18 protein-coding genes are annotated in these 22,612 nt (G+C 41.9%); 8 read left to right on the forward strand and 10 right to left on the reverse strand.

Features of this window, described 5'->3' with window-relative positions; all coding sequences use genetic code 11:
* The first annotated feature begins 24 nt into the window (after positions 1-24).
* On the forward strand, positions 25-402 hold the full coding sequence (locus AC1DU2_RS23265) for an STAS domain-containing protein (RefSeq protein ID WP_090650699.1): 378 nt from the start codon (positions 25-27) through the stop codon (positions 400-402).
* 21 nt (positions 403-423) lie between these two features.
* Positions 424-1,338 carry a ribonuclease Z gene (locus AC1DU2_RS23270; RefSeq protein WP_477363881.1) on the forward strand — a complete coding sequence of 305 codons (915 nt, stop codon included), beginning with the start codon at positions 424-426 and terminating at the stop codon, positions 1,336-1,338.
* Positions 1,339-1,486: 148 nt separating this feature from the next.
* On the opposite strand, the gene AC1DU2_RS23275 is transcribed toward AC1DU2_RS23270, so the two are convergent.
* Together AC1DU2_RS23275 and AC1DU2_RS23280 are read right to left on the reverse strand one after the other, a co-directional pair.
* Entirely contained in the window at positions 1,487-2,431 is a 945-nt protein-coding gene (locus AC1DU2_RS23275; RefSeq protein ID WP_477363884.1) for an MlaD family protein, read from the reverse strand.
* Between the two features lie 137 nt (positions 2,432-2,568).
* A complete protein-coding gene (locus AC1DU2_RS23280) occupies positions 2,569-3,471 on the reverse strand; it encodes an N-acetylmuramoyl-L-alanine amidase family protein (protein WP_477387253.1) in 903 nt (300 codons plus the stop codon).
* Between the two features lie 52 nt (positions 3,472-3,523).
* Here AC1DU2_RS23280 and AC1DU2_RS23285 point away from each other — a divergent pair, with 52 nt between their 5' ends.
* The 3 genes from AC1DU2_RS23285 to AC1DU2_RS23295 are packed head-to-tail and all read left to right on the forward strand — an operon-like array spanning position 3,524 to position 9,386.
* The gene (locus AC1DU2_RS23285; protein ID WP_477387255.1) at positions 3,524-6,373 is read left to right on the forward strand and encodes a putative LPS assembly protein LptD; all 2,850 of its coding nucleotides are present in this window, start codon (positions 3,524-3,526) and stop codon (positions 6,371-6,373) included.
* 5 nt (positions 6,374-6,378) lie between these two features.
* A complete protein-coding gene (locus tag AC1DU2_RS23290; RefSeq protein WP_477387257.1) occupies positions 6,379-7,626 on the forward strand; it encodes a competence/damage-inducible protein A in 1,248 nt (415 codons plus the stop codon).
* Positions 7,627-7,670: 44 nt separating this feature from the next.
* On the forward strand, positions 7,671-9,386 hold the full coding sequence (locus AC1DU2_RS23295; protein ID WP_477387259.1) for a dihydrolipoamide acetyltransferase family protein: 1,716 nt from the start codon (positions 7,671-7,673) through the stop codon (positions 9,384-9,386).
* Between the two features lie 431 nt (positions 9,387-9,817).
* Here the strand turns inward: AC1DU2_RS23295 and AC1DU2_RS23300 are convergent, their stop codons facing one another.
* Positions 9,818-12,628 carry a S9 family peptidase gene (locus AC1DU2_RS23300; protein ID WP_477387262.1) on the reverse strand — a complete coding sequence of 937 codons (2,811 nt, stop codon included), beginning with the start codon at positions 12,626-12,628 and terminating at the stop codon, positions 9,818-9,820.
* Between the two features lie 151 nt (positions 12,629-12,779).
* Between AC1DU2_RS23300 and AC1DU2_RS23305 the strand changes: the two genes are divergently transcribed.
* The gene (locus AC1DU2_RS23305; RefSeq protein WP_477387264.1) at positions 12,780-13,253 is read left to right on the forward strand and encodes a hypothetical protein; all 474 of its coding nucleotides are present in this window, start codon (positions 12,780-12,782) and stop codon (positions 13,251-13,253) included.
* 42 nt (positions 13,254-13,295) lie between these two features.
* On the opposite strand, the gene AC1DU2_RS23310 is transcribed toward AC1DU2_RS23305, so the two are convergent.
* From AC1DU2_RS23310 to argB, 3 genes are all read right to left on the reverse strand, one after another.
* Positions 13,296-14,672, reverse strand: coding sequence for an aspartate kinase (locus AC1DU2_RS23310; RefSeq protein ID WP_477387266.1), 1,377 nt, complete (start codon positions 14,670-14,672; stop codon positions 13,296-13,298).
* A 223-nt stretch (positions 14,673-14,895) separates the two neighbouring features.
* A complete protein-coding gene (proC, locus tag AC1DU2_RS23315) occupies positions 14,896-15,717 on the reverse strand; it encodes a pyrroline-5-carboxylate reductase (RefSeq protein ID WP_147060622.1) in 822 nt (273 codons plus the stop codon).
* Entirely contained in the window at positions 15,714-16,559 is an 846-nt protein-coding gene (gene argB / locus AC1DU2_RS23320) for an acetylglutamate kinase (RefSeq protein ID WP_477362121.1), read from the reverse strand. The genes proC and argB overlap by 4 nt, the downstream gene beginning before the upstream one ends.
* 201 nt (positions 16,560-16,760) lie before the next feature.
* Between argB and AC1DU2_RS23325 the strand changes: the two genes are divergently transcribed.
* Together AC1DU2_RS23325 and AC1DU2_RS23330 are read left to right on the forward strand one after the other, a co-directional pair.
* Complete coding sequence (locus AC1DU2_RS23325) at positions 16,761-18,059, forward strand: NAD(P)/FAD-dependent oxidoreductase (RefSeq protein ID WP_477362123.1); 1,299 nt, start codon at positions 16,761-16,763, stop codon at positions 18,057-18,059.
* Positions 18,060-18,115: 56 nt separating this feature from the next.
* Positions 18,116-19,360 carry a cation:proton antiporter gene (locus AC1DU2_RS23330; protein WP_477362126.1) on the forward strand — a complete coding sequence of 415 codons (1,245 nt, stop codon included), beginning with the start codon at positions 18,116-18,118 and terminating at the stop codon, positions 19,358-19,360.
* Between the two features lie 3 nt (positions 19,361-19,363).
* Here the strand turns inward: AC1DU2_RS23330 and AC1DU2_RS23335 are convergent, their stop codons facing one another.
* Genes AC1DU2_RS23335 through AC1DU2_RS23350 form a run of 4 tightly spaced genes read right to left on the reverse strand, consistent with a single transcriptional unit; the run spans position 19,364 to position 22,530 of the window.
* On the reverse strand, positions 19,364-19,972 hold the full coding sequence (locus AC1DU2_RS23335) for an FMN-binding negative transcriptional regulator (RefSeq protein ID WP_477362128.1): 609 nt from the start codon (positions 19,970-19,972) through the stop codon (positions 19,364-19,366).
* Positions 19,973-20,030: 58 nt separating this feature from the next.
* On the reverse strand, positions 20,031-20,978 hold the full coding sequence (locus AC1DU2_RS23340) for an N-acetylornithine carbamoyltransferase (RefSeq protein ID WP_477362130.1): 948 nt from the start codon (positions 20,976-20,978) through the stop codon (positions 20,031-20,033).
* 26 nt (positions 20,979-21,004) lie between these two features.
* Entirely contained in the window at positions 21,005-22,132 is a 1,128-nt protein-coding gene (locus AC1DU2_RS23345; RefSeq protein WP_477387268.1) for an aspartate aminotransferase family protein, read from the reverse strand.
* 41 nt (positions 22,133-22,173) lie between these two features.
* Positions 22,174-22,530: a four helix bundle protein gene (locus tag AC1DU2_RS23350; RefSeq protein WP_477387270.1), complete on the reverse strand. Its 357-nt coding sequence runs from the start codon at positions 22,528-22,530 to the stop codon at positions 22,174-22,176.
* Positions 22,531-22,612: the final 82 nt, after the last annotated feature.

Here is a 22,612-nt window from a genome sequence, read left to right on the forward strand (position 1 = left end):
CTTAGCTTATTAATTTTAATAAGAATGAAATTTGCTGTCGATAAACACGAGAAATACATTTTAGTGAAGCTTAACGAATCAAAATTGAATTCGTTAGTAACGCCTCAATTAAAATCTGAACTGATATTGATCAATACGGAAGGACAAAGAAACATCATTCTTGACCTTTCACAAGTGAAATTTGCCGATTCATCCGGCTTAAGCAGCTTGTTGGTTGGTCACCGTTTGTGCAAAAACGCATCTGGCGTATTTATATTGTGCGGATTAAACGATGCCGTGGCGCGTTTAATCACGATCTCGCAACTGGATAACGTACTTACAGTTGTACCTACCGCCGAAGAAGGTGTCGATCTTATTTTTATGGAAGAGATTGAGAAAGAATTGAAAAAAGAATCAAGATAATCCTTACATTGTTATCCCATTATGAAATTTGAGGTAACAATACTTGGAAGCAGTTCCGCAACACCCATTTTTAACAGAAATCCTACAGCACAAGTGCTCAATATCAACGAGCACTTGTACTTAATTGACTGCGGCGAAGGCACTCAGCAGCAAATGCTGCGTTTCGACATTAAAGCCAGCCGGATAGATTATATCTTTATCAGCCATCTACATGGCGACCATTACCTTGGCCTGGTAGGCCTGCTATCGTCAATGCACCTTAACGGGCGTAAAAAAACATTGTATCTTTTTGGGCCGCCACATTTAATGGAGATCATTGATCTGCAGTTAAAGTATTCAGAAACTACCCTGCACTTCCCCTTAGAGTTTAAGCAGACGCACACCCAGCACCCCGAAGTAATTGTAAACAACAACGATATTATTGTTGAAACAATCCCCCTTAACCACAGGATTGATACTACCGGGTTTATCTTCCGCGAAAAAAAGCGCCTGCGTAAATTACGCAAGGAAGTGATAGAGCAACTGCAAATCCCGGTGCCTTACTTTACCGCGTTAAAAAAAGGAGCCGATTATACCGCACCAAACGGGCAGGTTTACAAAAATGATGATTTGACTATCGATTCGGATCAGCCCAAATCATACGCCTACTGCTCTGATACGCTTTACGGTGAGCAGTATTTTGAACAAATAGCCAATGCTACGCTGCTTTATCACGAAGCCACATTTTTAAATGAAATGCTGGATAGGGCTAACGATACCTTTCATACAACGGCACTGCAGGCCGGCGATGTAGCGCTAAAAACAAACGCGAAAAGATTACTGATTGGTCACTTCTCCGCCCGTTATAAAACCCTGACTGAATTGCTGGATGAAGCTAAAAGTGTATTCCCGGCAACCGAACTGGCTGTTGAGGGCAGAACGTTTTATATTGAATAACGCTTGAAGATGTGCAGATTTTAAATGTGCAGATTTCAGATGTTTGATAATTCAAAATTTAGGATCAAAGTATTGAGAAATGCAAAAAGCCGGTGACTATTACTGATCACCGGCTTTTTTGCACTTGTCTTGATTCTTGACTCTATTTTCAGTCTTTTTTACCGCCAAAAACTGAGAAGCTTACATAGCGTTTAGGATGCGCTTTTAAATCGAGCAACAGGTTGTTGAGGCTGTTGGTGGCTGCATCCATGTTTTTGTATACTTTATCATCATTCATTAACAGGCCTAAAGTTCCTTTGGTGGAGTTGATATTGGCAATGGTAGCCTGTAAATCGGCCATGGCTTTGTTGGCATTATCCAACGTGTTTTTAATGTTTGACTGTGCTATATCGTTACTTATTTTTTCAAAATTAACAGACATTCCGTTAATGTGACCTGTACTGGTTTTTAAGTTAGCTGATACCACTTCAGCATTTGATAGTATCACGTCGATATGCTTGGTTTGGGTGCCCACAAGATTGTCTATCTTTTTGGTAACGCCCTCCAGTGTTTGCAACGAATTGGCGATGCTCATAAAACTACGGTCAACATTCTTCTGAAAGTTTGGGTTCAGGATCTTGTTAATGGCAGCTAATGACGAATCGAGTTTGCTAATCAGCATTTCTGCTTTCTTTTGTATAGGTTGCAGGCTTTCGGCCAGGCTTCCCTGGATATCGGCCTTCAAAGTATCTTTGTTTTCGGCAAGTATTTTACTGTTGCCCAGTTCAAAAACAATGGCTTTGCTGCCTAAAAGATCGGTACTTTCCAGTTTGGCCAGGGTGTTATTAGGTACATCGTACTTCTCTTCAATCTTAAATTCAACTATAGTCCGGCCATCCGGCTGAAGCTCCATTTTAGATATACGGCCAATCTGGAAACCATTTACCAGCACGGGTTTTGATACCCCCAATCCTTCAACGCTATTATAAACGGCGTAAAACTTATTTGATCCCGAAAATACATCGTTACCTTTTAAAAAGCTGTATCCTAAAACAAGTATGGTGATTGCAATTACTGTAAGGGCGCCTATTTTTGTTTCGTTTGAAATTTTCATTCAGTAGTGTGATTATGTTTAAATGTTTTTTTGCAGGCAATGCCAGCGGCACAGGTGATGTTATATGCAATATACGTTTGAAAGATCGATTAAGTTTTGGCAGTAAACGTGAAGAATGTCATTTTATTACTTGTTTGTTACTGCGATACGTGTTCAACCTCGTTTTTGTAATTTAATAGCGCGCGCACTATTGAACTTACAATTTCGTTTTGCCCGTCTTCCGAGTTCAGGTAAGCTTCGTCCGTCGGGTTATTAATATAACCGGTTTCAACCAAAACAGAAGGCATTGCTGTGTGGCATAGTACGTAAATACCCTGTTCCCGTAAACCCTCACTTGTCCGCCCGTCGGTTTCAGTAAATTCATTGTTAATTAATGTAGCCAGCTTAATGCTCTGTTGTCTGAATTTTCTTTTATACTCGTTGGTTAAAATAATAGTAATCGGGTCATCCGGGTCTAAGCCCGCGTCCATTCCAGAATCTTCTTCAACCTGGTTGTGTACTATGGTTCGTTCCTCTTCTTTTGACCGGTGCAGCCCGTAAACCAATAATAATACACCCTTGCCAGATCGGTCTGGTACGGTTACCGTACGATAAACCGGCTTGTGGCGTTTTGTGCCCACCTGCTCCCGCACGCGTCTGTCAGATAGTGAGTTGCAGTGGATGGATACAAAAACATTGCCTTTGTTTTCGTTGGCTATTTCGGCACGGCGTTCAAAGGATACATCATCCTCTGTCGACCGGGTTAAAACAGCCTTCACTCCGGCCATATCTTTTTCTATAGCAGCCTGCAATTTTAAAGCAATGGCAAGCGTTACATTTCTTTCTGAAGAAAAACTTCCTGATGCACCATGCGAAAAATGCCCCGTCCCGGTGGGCTTACCGCCATGACCTGCGTCAACGATAATAGTTTTTATTTTGAAACCCGAATTAACAACCGTATCTGTTTTGATTAGGCCGTAAGAAATAAGTGGGAACGATGAAAGGAGTACCAACAATACCGATAAACTATAAATCAATCTTTTCAATGCCCTATTTTTCATTATTTTTGAACGCTGTTAACTATATCTGCAAAAATACTATTCATAATCAATTTTGAAATTCATAACTCTTTTTTTTCTGCTTGCAATTATTTTAACGGTAAATGTACTGGTTGCCGAAAGCAAAGGTACATATAACAGGCATAGCCGCAAGGCCGTCGCAGATACGATCATTAAACTCGACACCACTAAGGCAAGAGACAGGAAACTTCTTAAAGTTAAGAAATCTAAGCAAAATAAGCCAAATCTAAATGCAGATGGGCAGGGTGTAAACAGTACTTATAATATTACCCCCGCTGTAGATACTGTTGTTAAGGCAGATACCAATAAAAATAAAAACATCCAGGCTAAGCCAACCATCCCTGGGAAACCCCAAACCAAGTTGCCCGAAACGGATACGACAAAAAAGAAAGAGGGCATTCAATCTGAAGTTAAAGCGGTGGCCGAGGACTCGACCGTTGTTGATAATGAGCATAATATTTTATACCTGTATGGGCGCGCCAGGGTAACTTATGAAGATTTTGAGTTGGATGCCGATTATATCCGGGTCGACCAGAAAAACCACCTCATATTTGCCAGCGGTAGCATCGACCCGCGGACCAAGCGTTACATCGGGAGGCCTTTGTCAAAGTCAAAAAACGAGAAACCAATAGCATCCGACTCGTTGCTATTTAATTATACTACCAAAAAAGGAAAGCTTTATAACCCGGCATCGGAGCAGGAAGGCAATTTTATATCGGGCGGCCAGGCAAAAAAACTTAATGAAACAGAAGTAGCTTACCGCAACGTAATTTTTAGCACCTGCGACCTTCCTTATCCCGATACACACTTTGGTATAGTAATTACCAAAGGTATCGGCGAAAAAAACAGGATTATATCTGGCCCGGCTTATCTCGAAATTGAAGGGGTGCCATTACCGCTTGCTATTCCGTTCGGCTTTTTTCCCAAGCCCGATTCACGAACATCCGGGGTTATCCTGCCAACTTTTGGCGAGGATGCAAAACTGGGCTTTAAACTAGCCGGTTTTGGTTATTACCTGGGGTTGAGTGATTATATGGATTTAACCACTACGGGTACTATTTACTCCAAAGGATCATATGAGGTAAACTCCACAGCACGTTACCTTGTGCGTTATAAGTATACAGGTAACTTGTCCTTAAGTTACGGATCGCATAATTACGGTTTGCCGGGCGATCCTGCAGTAAAAGATATACATATCGACTGGACACACTCACAGGACCCGAGCGCCAATCCAGGTTCAACATTTAGTGCGTCGGTGAATGCCGGTACCTCGGGTTATTTTTCGCGTAACCCATCAACATCAAATTATAACGTGGTTACCGCGGCGCAGAGTAGTTTACGGTCAAGTATCTCCTATGGTAAAACCTGGGCCGGTACGCCATTTAATTTAAGTGTGGGTATTGGCCACAGCCAGGATATAGCCAATAAAACAATTACCATAGAGTTGCCAACCATTGCTTTTGGTATGTCGTCAATTAATCCTTTTGATTCAAAAGACAGGGTTGGCGAGCAAAAATGGTATCAAAAAATAACGGTGAGTTATAACCTGAATGCTACCAATAAGGTAAACAGCATTCCCGAATCTGAACTTTTTAAAAGTACGATTACCCGCCGCCTTCAAAATGGTTTTCAACACCAGATACCGGTAAGTTTGGGTTTAAATGTGCTCAAGTACTTTCAGTTTAATAGCAGCGTGAATTATACCGAGCGTTGGTATTTTCAATCGGTAAACAAACATTTTGAGCGCGGAAGTATCAGCAGTTCCGATCAATTATTGGTTGATACTTTACAAGGCTTTAAACGTGCCGGCAATTATAGTTTAAGCACGGGCCTGTCAACCAAATTATACGGTACGTTAAACTTTAAAGGCAATTTGAAAGCTATAAGGCACGTAATGACCCCATCTATCGGGTTTGGCTACACCCCAGATTTTAGCGATCCCAGCTACGGATATTATAAAACCGCGGTAAGCCAGGCAAGCGTACCTTATCCTTATACCTACCAGAAGTATTCAATTTTAGAAAACGGGGTATATGGCTATCCGTCGGCAGGTAAGCAGGCAGGTATCAGCTTCGCACTGGATAATACCATCGAAGCTAAGTTAAAACCCAAAAGTACCGATACATCGGCTACAGAAAGAAAGATCACTTTATTGCAGGGTTTATCGTTTTCGAGCTTCTACAATTTTGCTGCCGACTCTATGAAACTGGCTAATATTCAGTTTTCGGGTCACACGGCTATTTTTAAGCAAAAGGTAAATATTAGTTTCAGCGGCTCGTTTGATCCTTATGTTACCGCTGTGCATGATTCTATCGCCAATAACACTATTGTACGCACCAGCCAGCGTATTAATAAATTCAGGTGGTCAAACGGGCAGTTTCCGTTGTTAAACCAATTGAGCATATCTATGAGTGGTAGCTTAAACTCGACATCGGCCAAAGCTCCCGGCACGCCTAATGTGAATACTTTACAAGGGGCAGGTGCCCCTCAACTGCAACGCCTGGCATTGGTAAACAGCGACCCTAATTCATATGTAGATTTTAATGTGCCCTGGAATATATCTTTAAATTATAGTTATAGTTACAGCAATTATCTTAACCAGGTATCTACCAGCAACACGCTGATGATAAGCGGGGATGTAAGCATCACTCAAAAATGGAAAATACAATATTCAACCAACTACGATTTTAAGGCAATGAAACTGGCCAGCGCTACTTCATTTTCCATTTATCGCGACCTGCATTGCTGGGACCTGTCGTTTCAATGGGTACCCTTTGGCTATTTAAAATCATATAATGTTACATTAAAGGTAAAATCGACTATTTTGCAGGACTTAAAACTGAGTAAGAGAAACGATTATTCAAGTAGCAGAACTTTTTATTAATTACTATGCTGGCAGAGATCATAACCATTGGCGACGAAATACTGATAGGACAAATTGTTGATACCAATTCGGCCTGGATGGCTAAGGAACTCAATAAAATAGGGGTAAGGGTAAAACAAATCTCGTCGGTATCTGATGACAGGGAACATATCCTTAAGGCATTGGCCGAAGCAGCGGGCCGCGCTAAGGTTGTTTTTATAACCGGTGGATTGGGGCCGACAAAAGACGATATCACCAAAAAAACATTAGCCGAGTACTTTGGCGTTGGTATGATGGAGGATAAAGACGCATTGGAAAATGTGGCGCGTATTTTTGCTAAATATAACCGGCCATTACTTGAAGTAAACAGATTACAGGCACAAGTACCGGCAAATTGCGAGATCATATTAAACAAAAACGGTACAGCGCCAGGTATGTGGTTTAATCATGATGGGGTGATATATGTATCGATGCCGGGGGTTCCGTTCGAGATGATGTATATGATGGAAGATGGCGTGATACCAAAGTTGAAAAATACACTTAAGCTGCCATCCATCATTCATAAAACACTTTTAACAGTTGGAGAAGGCGAATCGTTTTTGGCCGAAAGAATTGCAGATATTGAAGATACCTTGCCATCATATATTAAGCTGGCTTATTTACCCAAATTGGGCCAGGTTAGGCTGCGGCTGAGTGCTTTTGGTGATGACGTTGCTTTGATGCAAAAAGGCGTTGATGAATTTGCCGGAAAAATAATTGAACGCATAGGCCGGGTTTTTGTTGTTGCTGAAGACATTCCTTTAGAAAAAGCGATCCTGAACAAAATGGCCGAAAAAGGGCTTACTTTATCAGTGGCCGAAAGCTGCACCGGTGGATACCTTTCTCATCTTTTTACGCAGCACGCCGGTTCATCAAAAGTGTTTTTTGGGGGAGGAATTGTGTATTCGTACGAGTTAAAGGAGCATATTCTTGGCGTAAAGCCAGAAACTTTGGCAACTTTTGGCGCCGTAAGTGAGCAAACTGTGAAGGAAATGGTAGCAGGCGCATTATTAAATTTCAAGTCGGATTTTGCCATATCCATAACTGGCATAGCCGGCCCCGATGGAGGCACCGAAGATAAACCTGTTGGTACTGTGTGGATTGCGGTTTCGGGCAAGGGGAAATTGTTAGTAAAGAAATACACATTTGGCAACAAAAGGCAGCAAAACATCGAAAGGAGCGCTGTAACTGCATTGTCGATGTTGAATACTTTACTAACAGATGTTGCAGATTAACCTTCAAAATGCATAATTTTGTGCTTAAAGTATAATTTGTATCTATGGCCAAATATCAACTATTATTGCCAAAAATGGGTGAAAGTGTTGCGGAGGCAACCGTAATTAAATGGAATAAAAATCCAGGAGATCGCGTTGATGCCGACGAAGCAGTAATGGAGATTGCGACTGATAAAGTTGATTCTGATGTGCCATCACCCGTTGCCGGTAAATTAATAGAGCAGTTATACCAGGAAAATGATGTAGTGCAGGTAGGGGCGATAATTGCCATTATTGAAACTGACGAGCCGGAAACTGCAAGTGCCGGGCCCGGGGCTGAATTAACTCCTGAAGTTGAAACAACAATTCCTGCTATTGAAGTACCTCACGTAGCAGAATCAGCTGCCGCCGAAGAAAGTCAAACTGATTTTAAGGAATATACCCCGTTTAACGAAGTTAGGTATGATGCACCAGCGCCTGTGATTGAAAATCAAGAGGTGACAGAATATCAAACTGATATCGCGGCACCTGTTGATATCCCGGGAATTTCACAGCTTGAACCCCAGGCGCCATCGCCTTACGATCAGAATTTTAAAGGTGAAGGACGCTTTTACTCGCCTTTGGTACGTAACATCGCCAGCCAGGAAAACATCAGCATTGACGAACTTGATCGTATCCCCGGTACCGGGTCTGAAGGCCGTTTAACCAAAGATGATCTGTTAAGTTATATTCAGTATAAGAACTCCCCGGCATCTGCTCAAAAAACAGAAGTTCCTGTTGAAAACAATACACAAAGCATAGTACAACCCGCTGCTGAAGCTCCAGAAACAACTGTTGAGCCAACAAACGCTGTGTTACCTGAAGAAAGTGCGGTAAACCAACCGGATACTTTAAATGATGTGGTAACCGCCGAAGAGCTTGCCACTGCAATTMCGGAGCCTGAACCTGTTAGAGAGCCTGAGATTGTGGCACCACCTCAACTGCAACCTGTTGCGGAGCCTGTAAAAGCACCCGAGCCCAAAGCAGAGGCTGCACCGGCAAAACCGAGGCCGCCATTAAGCTCGGTTTCCGGAGCCGATGAGATTATCGAGATGGACAGGATGCGCCGACTGATTGCCGACCATATGGTGATGAGCAAGCAAACTTCGCCGCATGTTACCTCATTTGTTGAGGCTGATGTAACGGGCCTGGTTTTATGGCGCGAAAAGGTGAAAAGCAGTTTTGAAAAACGTGAGAATGAAAAAATAACCTTTACACCGATATTTATTGAGGCCGTAGTTAAGGCGATCAAAGATTTTCCGATGATTAACGTAACGGTTAATGGTACGCAAATCATTAAAAAGGCAGCCATCAATATCAGTATGGCAACGGCGTTGCCAAGTGGTAACCTGATAGTGCCGGTGATTAAAAAAGCCGATGAGTTAAACCTGCTGGGAATTACCAAAGCAGTTAATGACCTGGCTAACCGCGCCCGTATAGGTAAATTATTACCGGATGATGTTAGGGACGGTACATTTACAATAACCAACGTAGGTTCGTTTGGGAATGTGATGGGTACACCAATTATTAACCAGCCACAGGTAGCTATACTGGCAGTTGGCGCCATTAAGAAAAAACCGGCGGTAATTGAAACCCCACAAGGTGATGTAATTGCCATCCGCCACATGATGTTCCTGTCGTTGTCATATGACCATAGGGTTGTTGATGGTGCCTTAGGGGGCTCATTTGTGCGCCGCGTGGCCGACTACCTGGAGAAATGGGATGCAAACAGAGAGATATAAACAACTCTTCATATAAAACAACAAAGCCGGACTAATCAATCCGGCTTTGTTGTTTTCAAACTTCTTTTTTTGGAAACGGAACGGCGTTTTATAAAATATAAAAATTCCTTCTTTAGGGAGATTTACAGGAAAAACCCAGCTAATTGGGTTAACATAACTTAACGCATTTCAGATAAGATATTTATAAATATTTGATAGTCAGTATTTTATATTTTATCATGGTTAACACTAAACTGATCGCATAATTTAGGCGCATCCAAATACTTGTGCCTGTTGTTGGCCAATACAAGTGCCTTCGGTAGACGGATCATTTAACCAGGATCAGCCAGTAAAAATAAGGCGCTGTTTGATGCTTATATCTTACCGACGCCATAAACTCATTCCATTAGCTATTTGTATGCGTTTACCCTGGGGAGATTTAGTGCGGTTCTCTACTTTACCAACTCAAAACCCCAGTCTTTACCTTTATCCACAGCAGGTACACCTTTGGCCATCCAGACAGGCATTGGTGCACCTTTCAAAAAGTGGTCGAAATATTGCTGTTCGCGGATAGTAATATCTTTGCGGTTTTGCCGCTGAACCAGGTTATGTGCTTCGCCGTTATATTGCAGCAGCCAAACCGGTTTGCCCAGGCGGCGCAGGGCTGTAAACATTTCTATTCCCTGGTACCAGGGCACCGCGCCATCAGCATCATTACTCATAATCATAACAGGTGTTTGTACTTTGGGTAATTGGAATAAGGGTGAGTTCTCGATATACAACTCAGGCTTTTCCCATAATGTAGCGCCAATTCGGCTTTGTGTTTTCTCGTACTGAAACTGCCGGTTAACACCCGATTCCCAGCGGATACCGCCGTAGGCCGAGGTCATGTTGGCTACCGGAGCGCCGGCCCAGGCAGCGGCGTACATGTTGGTTTGGGTAACCAGGTAGGCCACCTGGTAGCCTCCCCAGCTTTGCCCCTGGATGCCTATATGCGCGCCATCAACCCATGAATTCTTTTTCAGAGATTCGACCCCAGAATTGATGAATTCAACTGCCGAAGCGCCCGGATGGCCTGTTTCATAGCTGATATCAGGCGCAAAAACCAAATAGCCGTTACTTACAAAAAATGAAATGGGCAGGCGCGAAGGGGTAGGCGCAGGGGGCAGGTAGTTATACAATCCTTCGGATAGTTTCTCGTAAAAATAAACTACCATGGGGTATTTTTTATTAGCGTCGAAATCCTCGGGCTTATATAATATCCCCGTTGACTTATAACCCTTAGGTGTAGTCCAGTGCACCAGTTCGGCCGTTCCCCAGTTGTATTGGGCCTGCTGGGGGTTGATACTGCTTAGCTTAGCCTCTTTTTTCAGGTCGGTTGACACGTACAAATCGGGCGAAGATTCATAATTCGCTTTGGTGTAGATGTAAATTGCCGCCTTTTTTGCCCGGGTTAAATCGCCATAGCTGTATTTGCCCCAGGTTACCTTTTCAGGCGGTGATTTGCTCTCGGGTGTTTTTACAAAATAGCCCCATTGCTTTGTTTCTTCATCCTGTGCCAGTAACCACATAGGCTGTTTTGAGGGAATAAATTTTTGTTCGGGATCGGTAATGTCGTACCGGATAATGAGTTTGTTTTTGCGCCCTATACCATTGGTAAAGTTTGTGGCGTCGCCCGTTGCCGGGTCAATGCTCCAGATATCGTACCGGTCGTAAATTAATATCGAGTTATCATCTTTTGTCCAGCCTGCTAAGCCGTAATCCTGGGCATAGTTGGGTACATCATTCAATTCGTCGCCCATTTTTGTGCCGATTGATTTAGTCAGGTTTGTTTTGGCGCCGGTCATGATCTGGTAGCTGTACCACTGCTGATCGGCAAAATTGAACCATGCCACAAATTGGCCGTCCGGCGAGATACGATAACTCGCTTTTACACCTTGGTTTATCAGCCGTTTGTTGCCGCTTTTGGTATCAATTAAAATGGCTTGTTGTTTGGTGTCGCCTTCCCATTGCGATTGTACGCGTGCGCCGGTATCTGTAACCCCCAAAACATAACGTGCGTCCTTATTCTCGGCCACAAAAACTTCGGGGATTGCCTTGCTGCCCAATTGTATCTGTTTGGATGTTGGGTCTTCGGGCCTGATTACAGCAAGATAGCTTCTTTTGAGTTCCTTTTGCAGGTTTTTTAGCTGTTGGGGCTGCAGGTAATCATCTTTATAATTCCAGATATCAAGCCGGGCTACTTCAAAATCAACAATGGTAGTATCGGCCGGTTTGGGGATAGGGGCGGTGCCAAAAAACAAGTTTGTGCCACTCTTGCTGAAATATATTTTACCATCGCCGCTCACGGCCCATTTATCGGGCATTGTTTCTAATCCTTCGGCGGCTATCACCGTAGCACTGTCGCGGGTTAGGTTGTAATAGTAAAGTTTAAATGGTTTTACCAGGGCTTTCTCGGGGTTCTTCTCGGCGGCAAAAGCAATTTGCCTGCCCGCGTCATCGATGGTTATGTTGTGGTAATTTCCCCTGCCTTTGCTGATAGCTTTTACTACATTTTTATCTACATCAAAAACATATAGGCCAGAAGTAACTTGCTTTTGCTTTGCCGGCGCGGTAACCGCAAAAGCCACCAGCTTACCATTCTTGCTTACCTGGTAATCGGTAACGTATTTAAATGTATGGGTTATGGTGCCTGCCAATTGTTTTACTGTAAGGTCGGCACCGTCCTGCGTTGACGGCGCGGTAGTTTCTTTAACAGCTTTTTTGGAGGTGTCGCCAGGCGAAGGCTTTTTTATTGTATCAGTAGCAGACAGATAGGCGATTACATTGGCGCTCTCGGCTATCTTAAAGTTTCTCACCGACGGTATTTTGATGATATTTTGGGTTGAAAGCGAAATAAATCCTAAAGTGTCCTTAGGGAACTCCGACTGTTTTTTCTTCTTGATCTTAGCCTGCCTGGTATCTTTAAAAAAAGGCCTGATCTGGAATACAGCGAATTTACCATCGCTGCTGAAACGCGCCGTATCGGCACGTGGTATTTGCAATTTGGTCGTGTTTTTTGAATCAGTTATCACCAGTTGGGCATCGCCCTCCTGCGGTTTCACAACATACATAATCCATTTACCGTCATTACTTATCCGCTGGCCGGTTATGCTTTGCCATCCGTCAAAAACAGCATGGTCTAACGGTTTTTTTGGGATTGTTTGAGCGGATAGGCTAACATTGATAGCCGATAAAAGGGTTATTAGTAAAAGTTTACGCATATCAACTTTGTTAACCATTAAATATGCTCAAAATTGCCCGCTTATAAAAATTAACCACGGGAAAGTTACAATGTAGGCGGAAGAAGAGACGGGTTAATCCGAAAAGTAAAAGCTTAGTTACTTTAGGGTAATTTGTTACATTTGATGAAGGATGAAATACTATTTTAAATTTGGCACCGGGTTGATTTTGCAATTAGTTATAACTGTAATATGGATACTTGTTATCTTTTTTAGCAAGAATATTTCAGCAGTGGCAAGTTGGTTTATTTACATAGGTTTTGCGTTTAACCTGATCAGCCTTTTCTATTCAAATTTAAGATCAATACTAGTAGCAATAAATAAAGAACCCCAGCTTGAATTTGATGAGGTTTGTATTTATGACCATGTTAAAAATGTAAAATATTATTGGGCAGATATTGACGAAATTGAGGAAGAAAACGGTTCACTCATGATTAAAATGTACCCGGTTGCAAAGCAAACTTCAACCGGCCAGATTTTAATACGCCAGGCTCCTAAAACTATCAGGCTTGGAAATGTGAACGCTTATTTATCAGAACTATTAACAATGTTGAATAGTTACAGTATAAAAGCTTTAAATACGGAAAAGTCGAAGAGTGAAAATTGAGTGTTTCTACTACAATTTTCACCGTCGACCTTTTCCTTCAGACTATATCATCGCCTTATTCAAAGCTTTTATAGCTTCGGCAAAATCTTCTCTTGCAACCAAAAACTGGATGTTTACCTTACGCAGGGCAAAGCCACAGCTTTTAATATTGATACCATTTTGTGCCAGTGCCGTTGCCGATTTGGCCAATAAACCCGGCTGATCCATATTAGAACCGATGAGGCATACCATTGCCATTTTTTCAACAGTTACTTTCTCGTAATCATCTTCTAATTCCTGTATCAGCTTTTTATTGAAATCCTTATCCCATATCACAATCGAGATACTGTTGGCGCTGGTGGCCTTAAAAGTATAGCTTACGCCATATTTATAAAATAGCTGCATGATATGAAAATCGGTGCCTACGTTGCCCACCATCGATGGGTCGTATATATCAATCATCATTACTTGCTCGGTTCCGGTAATTACTTCAACCCTTTTTTTATCACATATGTACTCGCGTGTGATTAGCGTGCCGGGATGTTCGGGTTGGAAAGTGTTTTTTATTCGCAGGTCAATATCATTGATCTCTAATGGTTTGGATGCTTTTGGGTGGATAGCCTCCATGCCCACATCGGCCAATTGGTCGGCCACATCGTAGTTGGTATTGCCCACCGGGAAACAATTTTCGACACCAACCAATTGCGGGTCGGCAGTACACAAATGGTATTCTTTATGTATTATGGCTTCCTGTGGTTTTACTTCAACAGCTATTTTACTAAAAGTAACTTCAGAGTATCCACGGTCAAACTCGCGCATAATACCTTCGGTTCCTTTGGCATAACCGGTTACAATAGTAATGGTGCCGGCAAAATCTATATGCTGCAGATCTTTCCGGATGCGCTGATCTATAGTTAAGGACCGGTGATCATGGAAGCCGCTTAAATCTACAAAAGTGGCATTGATGCACATATTTTGCAGAATATTGGCGAAAACAAACGCCGAATGACTTTCGCCTATAGATGCCAGGATTTCGCGTGCAGCCAGTAAAATATCGGCTTTATTTACATAGCCAGAAGCAAGGATGTTGGCAATATTTTCCAGGTAAGTTTGTGCGTCTTTAAGGCGTTGCTCAATAAAAGCATCGGCCTGGGCAAGGTTTAAGCCAAGGCCTTCATAGTTTTTATTGAGTTGTTTTAGTTTAACAATAAGTTCTTTAAGGGGCTTATGGAAATCTTTATAAGTTGCCAAACGGTGATAAACACCAGGGGCCTTGGTTTTTTTATTTTCGAGCAGAAGGTTGGTTACCCCCGAAAATGCCGAGACTACAAAGATGCGGTTGTAAAGCTGGTTGCCGCTGCGTTCAAACAGGATAATGTTTTTGATGACATCACCCAATGCGGTCATGGATGTACCGCCGATTTTTTCTACTGTTAACATTATTTTAAAACACGAATAGACACGAATTTTGTCGGATTACACGAATAAAAAACAAATTTCTGTCTATTTAGATATGAAAACTTTATATAATATAACTGCCTTTACGCTAATCCAATTCCTGAAATTCGAAATAACCGGCACTAACTAGTGTATTGCAGCATTGTCCCGAACCCAACCTAATTCGTGTAATTAGAAAAGATTTACGACAATTTGTGTGTCAATATTAATGCTCTTCCTTTTTATAAAGGTCGCCGGCCTTTTCGGCAGATAGCTTAATACCCTTTATCATCGCCGAACTAAAGCCATTGTGTTCCATCTCGTTAAGCCCTGCAATGGTACAACCGCTTGGCGATGTTACCTTATCAATTTCCTGTTCGGGGTGCGATGATAGCTGCAATAATAAATCGGCAGCACCTTTGGCTGTTTGCGCAGCCATTTTCAGTGCATCGCCGGCGTGAAAACCAATCTCCGTGCCACCTTGCGATGCAGCGCGGATAGAGCGCAAAAAGAAAGCAATACCACAGGCACAAAGTGCGGTAGCTGATGTCATTAATTCTTCATTAATCTGGATACTTACGCCAACGGTATCAAAAAGTGATTTTACCAGGTTAATGTTTTTATTGGTACCGTTATCGGTGGCAATACAGGTCATGGAGTGGCCAATGGCTATTGCGGTATTGGGCATAGCACGCACCACCTGCACGTTTAATTCTAGTTGCTGGCGGATATCGCTGCAGCTAACGCCGGATATTACTGATATCAGGAGTTGTTTTTCGGGCTTAATTGCAGGCCTTATTTCGTCAAGTAACTTATTTAACTGCTGCGGCAAAACTGCCAAAACTATGATATCCGACTTTTTAACAGCTTTTAAATTGTTATCGGTGGTATGGTAGCCTAAAGCGGCGTAATCTGCCAGCGCAGCTACATTTCTGCGTGTAAGTGTTATTTGCTGGGGTTTGCAAATACCTGCTTTAACCAACCCTTTGGCTAACGAAAGCCCGATGTTTCCAGAGCCCAAAATGGCTATTTGCTGTGATGCGTTCATGTGGTTTTACTTAAACGAGTTCCAAATGGTTTGTTGTTCTTTATATTTCCTAAATCGTCGCTTTTGCCAATTATTACCGCTTTTACGCCGCAGGCTATCGCTGTAAATGCATTATCGAGTTTAGGCAGCATACCGCTGTGTATAATTCGTTCTTTTTTTAATTCTTCATAATGCTCGGGGTTTATTTCGCGTATTAATGAGTCGTCATCATCAATATCCTGCAAAACCCCCTTTTTTTCAAAGCAATAAATCAGGGTTGTATCATATAACGATGCCAGGTTCACCGCTAATGCCGATGCAATGGTATCGGCATTAGTATTTAATAACTGCCCTTCGCCATCATGCGTTATCGCGCAAAAAACAGGGGTAAAGCCCGCTTCCATCAATTTGCTTATATTGCCCGGGTTTATAGAGTTTTCGTCGATATCGCCGACAAAACCATAATCGATGGTTTTTACCGGGCGTTTTTTTGCTTTTATAAAATTACCATCCGCACCTGTAAGCCCTATAGCGTTATTACCAAAACGTTGTAACTGAGCCACTATATTTTTATTKATGAGGCCGCCATATACCATGGTAACCACTTTTAGCGTTTCAATATCGGTTATGCGCCTGCCATCAACAAGCTTCGCTTCAATGCCTAAATCCCCTGCTATTTGTGTTGCTACCTTGCCGCCGCCATGTACCAATATTTTATATCCATCCAGCGTTTCAAAATCTTTCAGGAAATGATATAAGTTTTCGGAGTTATCTATTACATTTCCACCGATTTTGATAACATGCAGACTTTTTTTGACTGTTATTTCGGTCGATTTAATAGAAACTGTATCACTTTTGTTCATTCTTCACAATAATTTAACACGGCACTTGTTAATTTGACCGCATTTTAAATAGAAATCTGTTAAAAATAAGAAATTATAGTCTATTTCCTGTAAAAATGATTCAAAAATGATTGTTTGGTTACACTTGTAAGTTTACAATTTGATTATGAAATAATTAGTATACATCAATTTAAGGCATTAAACTTGCTGTAAATTTTTCCTATGGATAAAAAGAAAGGTACAAAGCCACGTGTTGTGATCATCGGCGGCGGTTTTGGAGGACTTGAATTAGCTAAGAACCTTAAAAATGCACCGGTTGATGTACTGTTGCTTGATAAACATAATTACCATACATTTCAGCCCTTGCTGTACCAGGTAGCTGCCGGTTCTATAGCTGCCGATTCTATTGGCTTTCCAATCAGGAGGATTTTTACAAAGCAGGAGAATTTCAGGTTTGCACTTGCCGAGGTTGAACAGATACACCCCGAAACCAATACGCTTACCAGCAATATAGGCACGATATATTACGATTACCTGATTATTGCAACAGGATCAAACACCAACTTTTTTGGCAACAAGGAAATTGAACATTTTGCTATGCCGATGAAGAATATCCCGGAGGCCTTAAACCTGCGTAGTTTGATATTGCAAAATCTCGAAATGTCGTTAGTCACCAAAGACCCGGAAGAGAAAGCGGCCCTGATGACTTTTGTAGTAGTAGGTGGAGGGCCAACCGGCGTGGAGCTATCCGGTGCGCTTGCCGAAATGCGCCAGCTGATTTTAATGAAAGACTATCATGGCTTGCGTAAGCATAATATGAAAGTTTACCTGGTTGAAGGTAAGGATGTTGTGCTTGGCGCCTTCTCGCCGGCAGCATCGGCAAAAGCAAAAAAGTTTTTGGAAGACATGGACGTCACCATTTACAATAGTGTACACGTGCAAAGCTATGATGGTGTTTTGCTTAAAATAGATGATGGCACTACCATACTTACCCGCAATGTTTTATGGGCTGCAGGCGTAAAAGGCGAGGTGCCCGCCGGCTTACCCCCAACTAATATTACAAGGGGTAACCGCATACAAGTTGATGAAATTAATAAAGTAAATGGTTATAGCAATATTTTTGCCATTGGCGATGTATCGGCTATGATTACCCCCGAAACACCGAATGGGCATCCGGGTGTGGCTCCTGCGGCTATCCAGCAGGGAGAGTGGCTTGCCAAAAACCTGGTGAGGATATTGAATAACCAGGCCACCGTGCCGTTTAAATATAAAGATAAAGGATCGTTAGCTACAATTGGGCGTAATAAAGCGGTGGCCGATTTAGGCAAGCTACATTTCCAGGGACTTTTTGCCTGGTTATTGTGGGGCTTTGTGCATTTAATGTCGTTAGCCGGGTTTACCAATAAGGGAATTATATTTTTTAGCTGGGCCATTAACTACTTTAATAAAAACAGCGACAACCGCCTGATTGTACGTTATTTTGATACGGAAACCCGGATGACAGATCCTGAGTCTAAATAAAATCAGTTGTTTAAAACATTGCGGCGTTTATTTTATTAGTAAAAAAGTAAACGCCTATGGATTTATTTGTTGTAATTGCTTTATTGGTTATTGTAAGCGCATTTTTCTCCTATTTAAATGCGCGCTTTATAAAACTTCCGGGTACCATCGGAATTGTTTTGATAGCCACCATAGTTTCTATCCTTATATTAATTGTTGATAAACTTGACCCTGCAACGGCTGGTTATTTAACTACCCTGGCCAAGAATATCGATTTTTCGAAGGTGGTGCTCAATATTATGCTGGGTTTCCTGTTGTTTTCGAGCGCATTTAATCTCGACGGGAAAAAGCTAAAAAAAGAAATGCGGCCTGTGTTGGTACTAAGCACGTTAGGTGTGATATTATCAACAGCTATTTTTGGTTTTCTTTTATACTACCTGGCCCCATTTTTTCATATCCACATGCCTCTTATTTATTGCTTACTGTTCGGCGCTTTGGTATCGCCTACCGACCCGGTGGCGGTTTCGGCAATTGTTAAAAACTCAAAATTGCCGGCACACCTTGAAACTATTATCTCGGGCGAATCGCTGTTCAACGATGGGGTAGGCCTGGTATTATTTGTGATTTTACTTGAGATAACCAATGTGGGCGAAAAAAATATTGAGGCTTCAAACGTAGTTATACTTATTTTGAAGGAAGTTTTTCTTGGAATTATTGCCGGGGCCGTTTTCGGGTATCTGGCACAGCGGCTCATGAAATCGGTAAAGGATTTTCAAACCATTGTGCTTATTTCTTTGGCTTTGGTAATGGGTTTATCGGTACTGGCTACAATTTTTGAATTTTCTATCCCATTAGCAGTAGTAACCGCAGGTTTGTTTGCAGGTAGTCATTCCATTAACCAGGATAATAAAGAGCGTTCGCATGAATCGTTGGAGAAGTTCTGGCAGCTGGTGGATGAAATGCTGAATACTATTTTGTTTGTGATGATTGGCCTGCAGCTTATCAATTTACCATTTGTGAATAATTATTGGGTTACCGGAAGCATCTCTATCGTATTTATATTGATAGCCCGTTGGTTAAGTATCATGCTACCGCTTACATTTTTAAGGCAATCATTAAAGGTAAACTACAGCAATATTAACGTAATGACCTGGGCCGGGTTAAGGGGAGGAATTTCGATTGCCCTGGCGCTAACTTTACCGAATACGCCCTATCGTCACCTCATCTTATCAGGAAGTTATTTTATAGTGATATTTTCGGTAATAGTGCAGGGGCTTACGCTTAATGCGATGATAAACAAGGCATCTAAGTACATAGAATAAGCGTTATTTTAATTTCGACATGTATTCGGCGATCTCGCTTTCAACAGAATCTTCGCTTTTACTTAGGGTATTGATAATGTTTTCACGCTCAAGTAATGATCTGTTCTGACTTAGCTTTTGTTTGCCTTGCAAATCGTCAACAATAATTTCAAATGCCACAATGCCCTTCATCATTTTTTGCTTGTAATCATCGGGAAGGTTATTCCATTGTTGCAGATAACCGGCTTCATAAGTGTTTATCATTTTGGTTAACAGGCCGGCAGTTTCACTCCCTTCGGCTAATAAACTTGCTTTTCCGTAGGCGTGTACAGCTAAATAATTCCAGGTAGGTACGTTAGTTTCCTTTTCGTAATTAGCGGGGGATATGTAAGCATGTGGTTCGGTAAATATCACCAATACCGGTTTATTAATTATGGCCGATGCCTGTGGGTTTGCTTTGGCAAAATGAGATAACAGCACTACCTTATTGTCGCGCTGTTCAATCAAAAAGGGAAGGTGGGTAGCAACCGGCACATTATTATCAGCAGTAATTATAGTGGCAAAACTATAGCGTTGCATAAAGCTAATGGCCTCTTGTTGGTCGGGAAACTTATTGAAAACCGGTATATACATAGTTCTCGAGAATCAAGAGTTAAGATTTTTGCTAAATATTTGCATCTATAAAAGCTGACTATAAACTTTCCAACATTTGCTTTAACACAGCCTGCGCCGCCCAAACTCGGTTACCGGCCTCATGTACAACAATACTGTTAGGCCCGTCCAAAATTTCGTCAGACAGCTCTAAGTTGCGGCGAACAGGTAAGCAATGCATAACCTTAGCATTATTGGTGAATTTTAATTTTTCGTTGGTCAGCATCCATTCCTCATTTTTACCCAATATGTTACCGTACGGCTCATAGGCTGACCAGTTTTTTACATAGATGAAATCGGCGCCCGCTAAGGCCTCCTCCTGGTTATAAATGATAGTTGCACCTTGGGTAAAATCGGCACAAAGTTCATATCCTTTAGGTTGCACGATGGTAAAATCAACATCAGCCTTGCACATCCACTCAGAAAATGAATTTGGCACGGCTTGCGGCAGCGGCTTAATATGCGGCGCCCAGGTTAATACAACTTTAGGGCGGGCAGTTGTTTTTAATTCTGTTATGGTAACCAAATCTGCAAGGCTTTGCAAAGGATGGCGGGTAGCCGATTCCAGGCTCACCACAGGTACCTTGCAAAACTCCACAAACTTGTTAAATATCATTTCGCTATAATCTTCCTCGCGGTTACGAAGGCCCGGGAATGAACGCACCCCGATTATATCTGCATACTGGCCCATAACACCTGCGGCCTCGCGGATATGCTCAACCGTTGTTCCGTCCATAACAACGCCATCGCGAAGCTCCAGTGCCCAGCCTTCTTTATCGATATTAAGCACCATTACATTCATGCCCAGGTTAAGGGCTGCCTTTTGGGTGCTCATGCGTGTACGCAAACTTGGGTTTAAAAATACCAATGCAAGCGTTTTATTTTTGCCCAGTTGCTGATTGGCATAAGGGTTTTGCTTAAGCGCCAATGCTTCTTTTACAAGGGCATCAATATTGGTAACATCGTTTACAGAAGAAAATAGTTTCATCGGTCGGGTTTATTATATATTGCGATCTATTGATTTAAAACATCTACAAAGGCTTCCAGAAATCTATCCGCATGAGCCCTGGCTAAGTTTAAAGCAGGCAATAGCCTTACTACGTTAGGTTTAGCCTCTCCTGTAAAAATATGGTGTTTAAATAAAAGTTCTTTACGCGCGTGGGCCAATTCTTCGGGCAATTCAATCCCGATCATCAAACCACGTCCCCTTACCTCTTTAACCTGCTCCAGTTTTTTAAGCTCCTTTATCAGATACTCGCCAACTGTAGCTGCATTTTGCATCAGGTTGTCCTGTTCCATTACTTCCAGCACAGCTAATCCGGCGGCGCAAGCTAAATGGTTGCCACCAAATGTGGTACCTAACATGCCATAAGCAGGCTGTATTTTTGGCGAAATAATGATGCCGCCAACCGGGAAACCATTCCCCATTCCTTTGGCCATGCTATATATATCGGCATCAACTCCTGCAAAATCCTGCGAGAAGAATTTGCCGGTACGCCCATAACCACATTGAACAGAGTCGGCTATAAAAACAGCGTTATACTCATCGCATAACGACCGGATTTTTTGCAGAAAACTTTCTGGTGCTACCTGGATACCGCCAACGCCTTGGATGCCCTCGATTATTACGGATGAAATTTCGTTTTCGGCAAAAGCCAGCGCCAAAGCAGCTTCATCAGCCCATGGCAAAAATATTACATTGTCGGTTTCGTTAATAGGGGCTACAATTTTTGGGTTATCAGTAACTGCAACAGCTAAAGATGTGCGCCCGTGAAATGCCTTGGTAAATGCAATAACTTTCTTTTTACCATTATAAAACGATGCCAGTTTTAAAGCATTTTCGTTTGCTTCGGCACCGGAGTTGCAAAGGAATAGTTGATAATCTTCTTTACCTGATACCTTACCTAATTTAGTGGCCAGCTCTTTTTGGATTGGGATTTCGATAGAGTTGGAGTAAAAACCAAGTTTGTGCAGTTGACCTTCTAACCGTTTTACATAGTGTGGATGCGTATGGCCAATAGATATTACAGCGTGACCGCCATACATATCAAGGTATTCGTTGTCCTGGGCATCATACACAAGGCTACCCTGGCCTCTTACTATATTTATTGGATTGATAGGATATACGTCGAATAATTTCATTTTCGTTGAGCTTAAAGCTAAAAGCTTAAGGCAGAAAGCCTTTATTTTCTTAGCGTCTTTATTAAGCCAATAAGCATGGCCTTTACTTCGTTAATTATTTTATTAGTTTGTTGGTATAACTCATCATTAATATACGATAAGTCTTTGCACATTAATAAACAATACTCTAATTCGTGAGCGGAACCTAAAGCTTGATCTAAAAAATGAACGAAATCACGCTCGGTGTTTCTGCCACAACCCTCAACTATATTTAAGGGAATTGAATAAGATGCCCGCTTTGTCTGACTCGTTATATCATATTGTTCGCTTTTAGGGAATTTAGGAAGTATGGTTGAGTAAATGAACATGTTAAGTTCGTGCTCTTTTTTCCATACCTCATATTTTTTATAATCCCTCATGCGTAAACTAAAAGCGGAAGGCTTAAGGCCTAAAGCTTATTTTCTGATTGTTGATACCAGGCTTATTCAGCCTAATTAAAAC

It is taken from the genome of Mucilaginibacter sp. P4_C11 (assembly GCF_056402115.1).

Bases quoted from the DNA above. Each gene is read 5' to 3' on its own strand.
- proC (WP_147060622.1), bottom strand. From the start codon at position 15,717: ATGAACGCATCACAGCAAATAGCCATTTTGGGCTCTGGAAACATCGGG.
- AC1DU2_RS23305 (WP_477387264.1), top strand. From the start codon at position 12,780: ATGAAATACTATTTTAAATTTGGCACCGGGTTGATTTTGCAATTAGTT.
- AC1DU2_RS23330 (WP_477362126.1), top strand. From the start codon at position 18,116: ATGGATTTATTTGTTGTAATTGCTTTATTGGTTATTGTAAGCGCATTT.
- AC1DU2_RS23300 (WP_477387262.1), bottom strand. From the start codon at position 12,628: ATGCGTAAACTTTTACTAATAACCCTTTTATCGGCTATCAATGTTAGC.
- AC1DU2_RS23265 (WP_090650699.1), top strand. From the start codon at position 25: ATGAAATTTGCTGTCGATAAACACGAGAAATACATTTTAGTGAAGCTT.
- AC1DU2_RS23335 (WP_477362128.1), bottom strand. From the start codon at position 19,972: ATGTATATACCGGTTTTCAATAAGTTTCCCGACCAACAAGAGGCCATT.
- AC1DU2_RS23325 (WP_477362123.1), top strand. From the start codon at position 16,761: ATGGATAAAAAGAAAGGTACAAAGCCACGTGTTGTGATCATCGGCGGC.
- AC1DU2_RS23345 (WP_477387268.1), bottom strand. From the start codon at position 22,132: ATGAAATTATTCGACGTATATCCTATCAATCCAATAAATATAGTAAGA.
- AC1DU2_RS23290 (WP_477387257.1), top strand. From the start codon at position 6,379: ATGCTGGCAGAGATCATAACCATTGGCGACGAAATACTGATAGGACAA.
- AC1DU2_RS23275 (WP_477363884.1), bottom strand. From the start codon at position 2,431: ATGAAAATTTCAAACGAAACAAAAATAGGCGCCCTTACAGTAATTGCA.
- AC1DU2_RS23280 (WP_477387253.1), bottom strand. From the start codon at position 3,471: ATGAAAAATAGGGCATTGAAAAGATTGATTTATAGTTTATCGGTATTG.
- AC1DU2_RS23340 (WP_477362130.1), bottom strand. From the start codon at position 20,978: ATGAAACTATTTTCTTCTGTAAACGATGTTACCAATATTGATGCCCTT.
- AC1DU2_RS23270 (WP_477363881.1), top strand. From the start codon at position 424: ATGAAATTTGAGGTAACAATACTTGGAAGCAGTTCCGCAACACCCATT.
- AC1DU2_RS23350 (WP_477387270.1), bottom strand. From the start codon at position 22,530: ATGAGGGATTATAAAAAATATGAGGTATGGAAAAAAGAGCACGAACTT.
- AC1DU2_RS23310 (WP_477387266.1), bottom strand. From the start codon at position 14,672: ATGTTAACAGTAGAAAAAATCGGCGGTACATCCATGACCGCATTGGGT.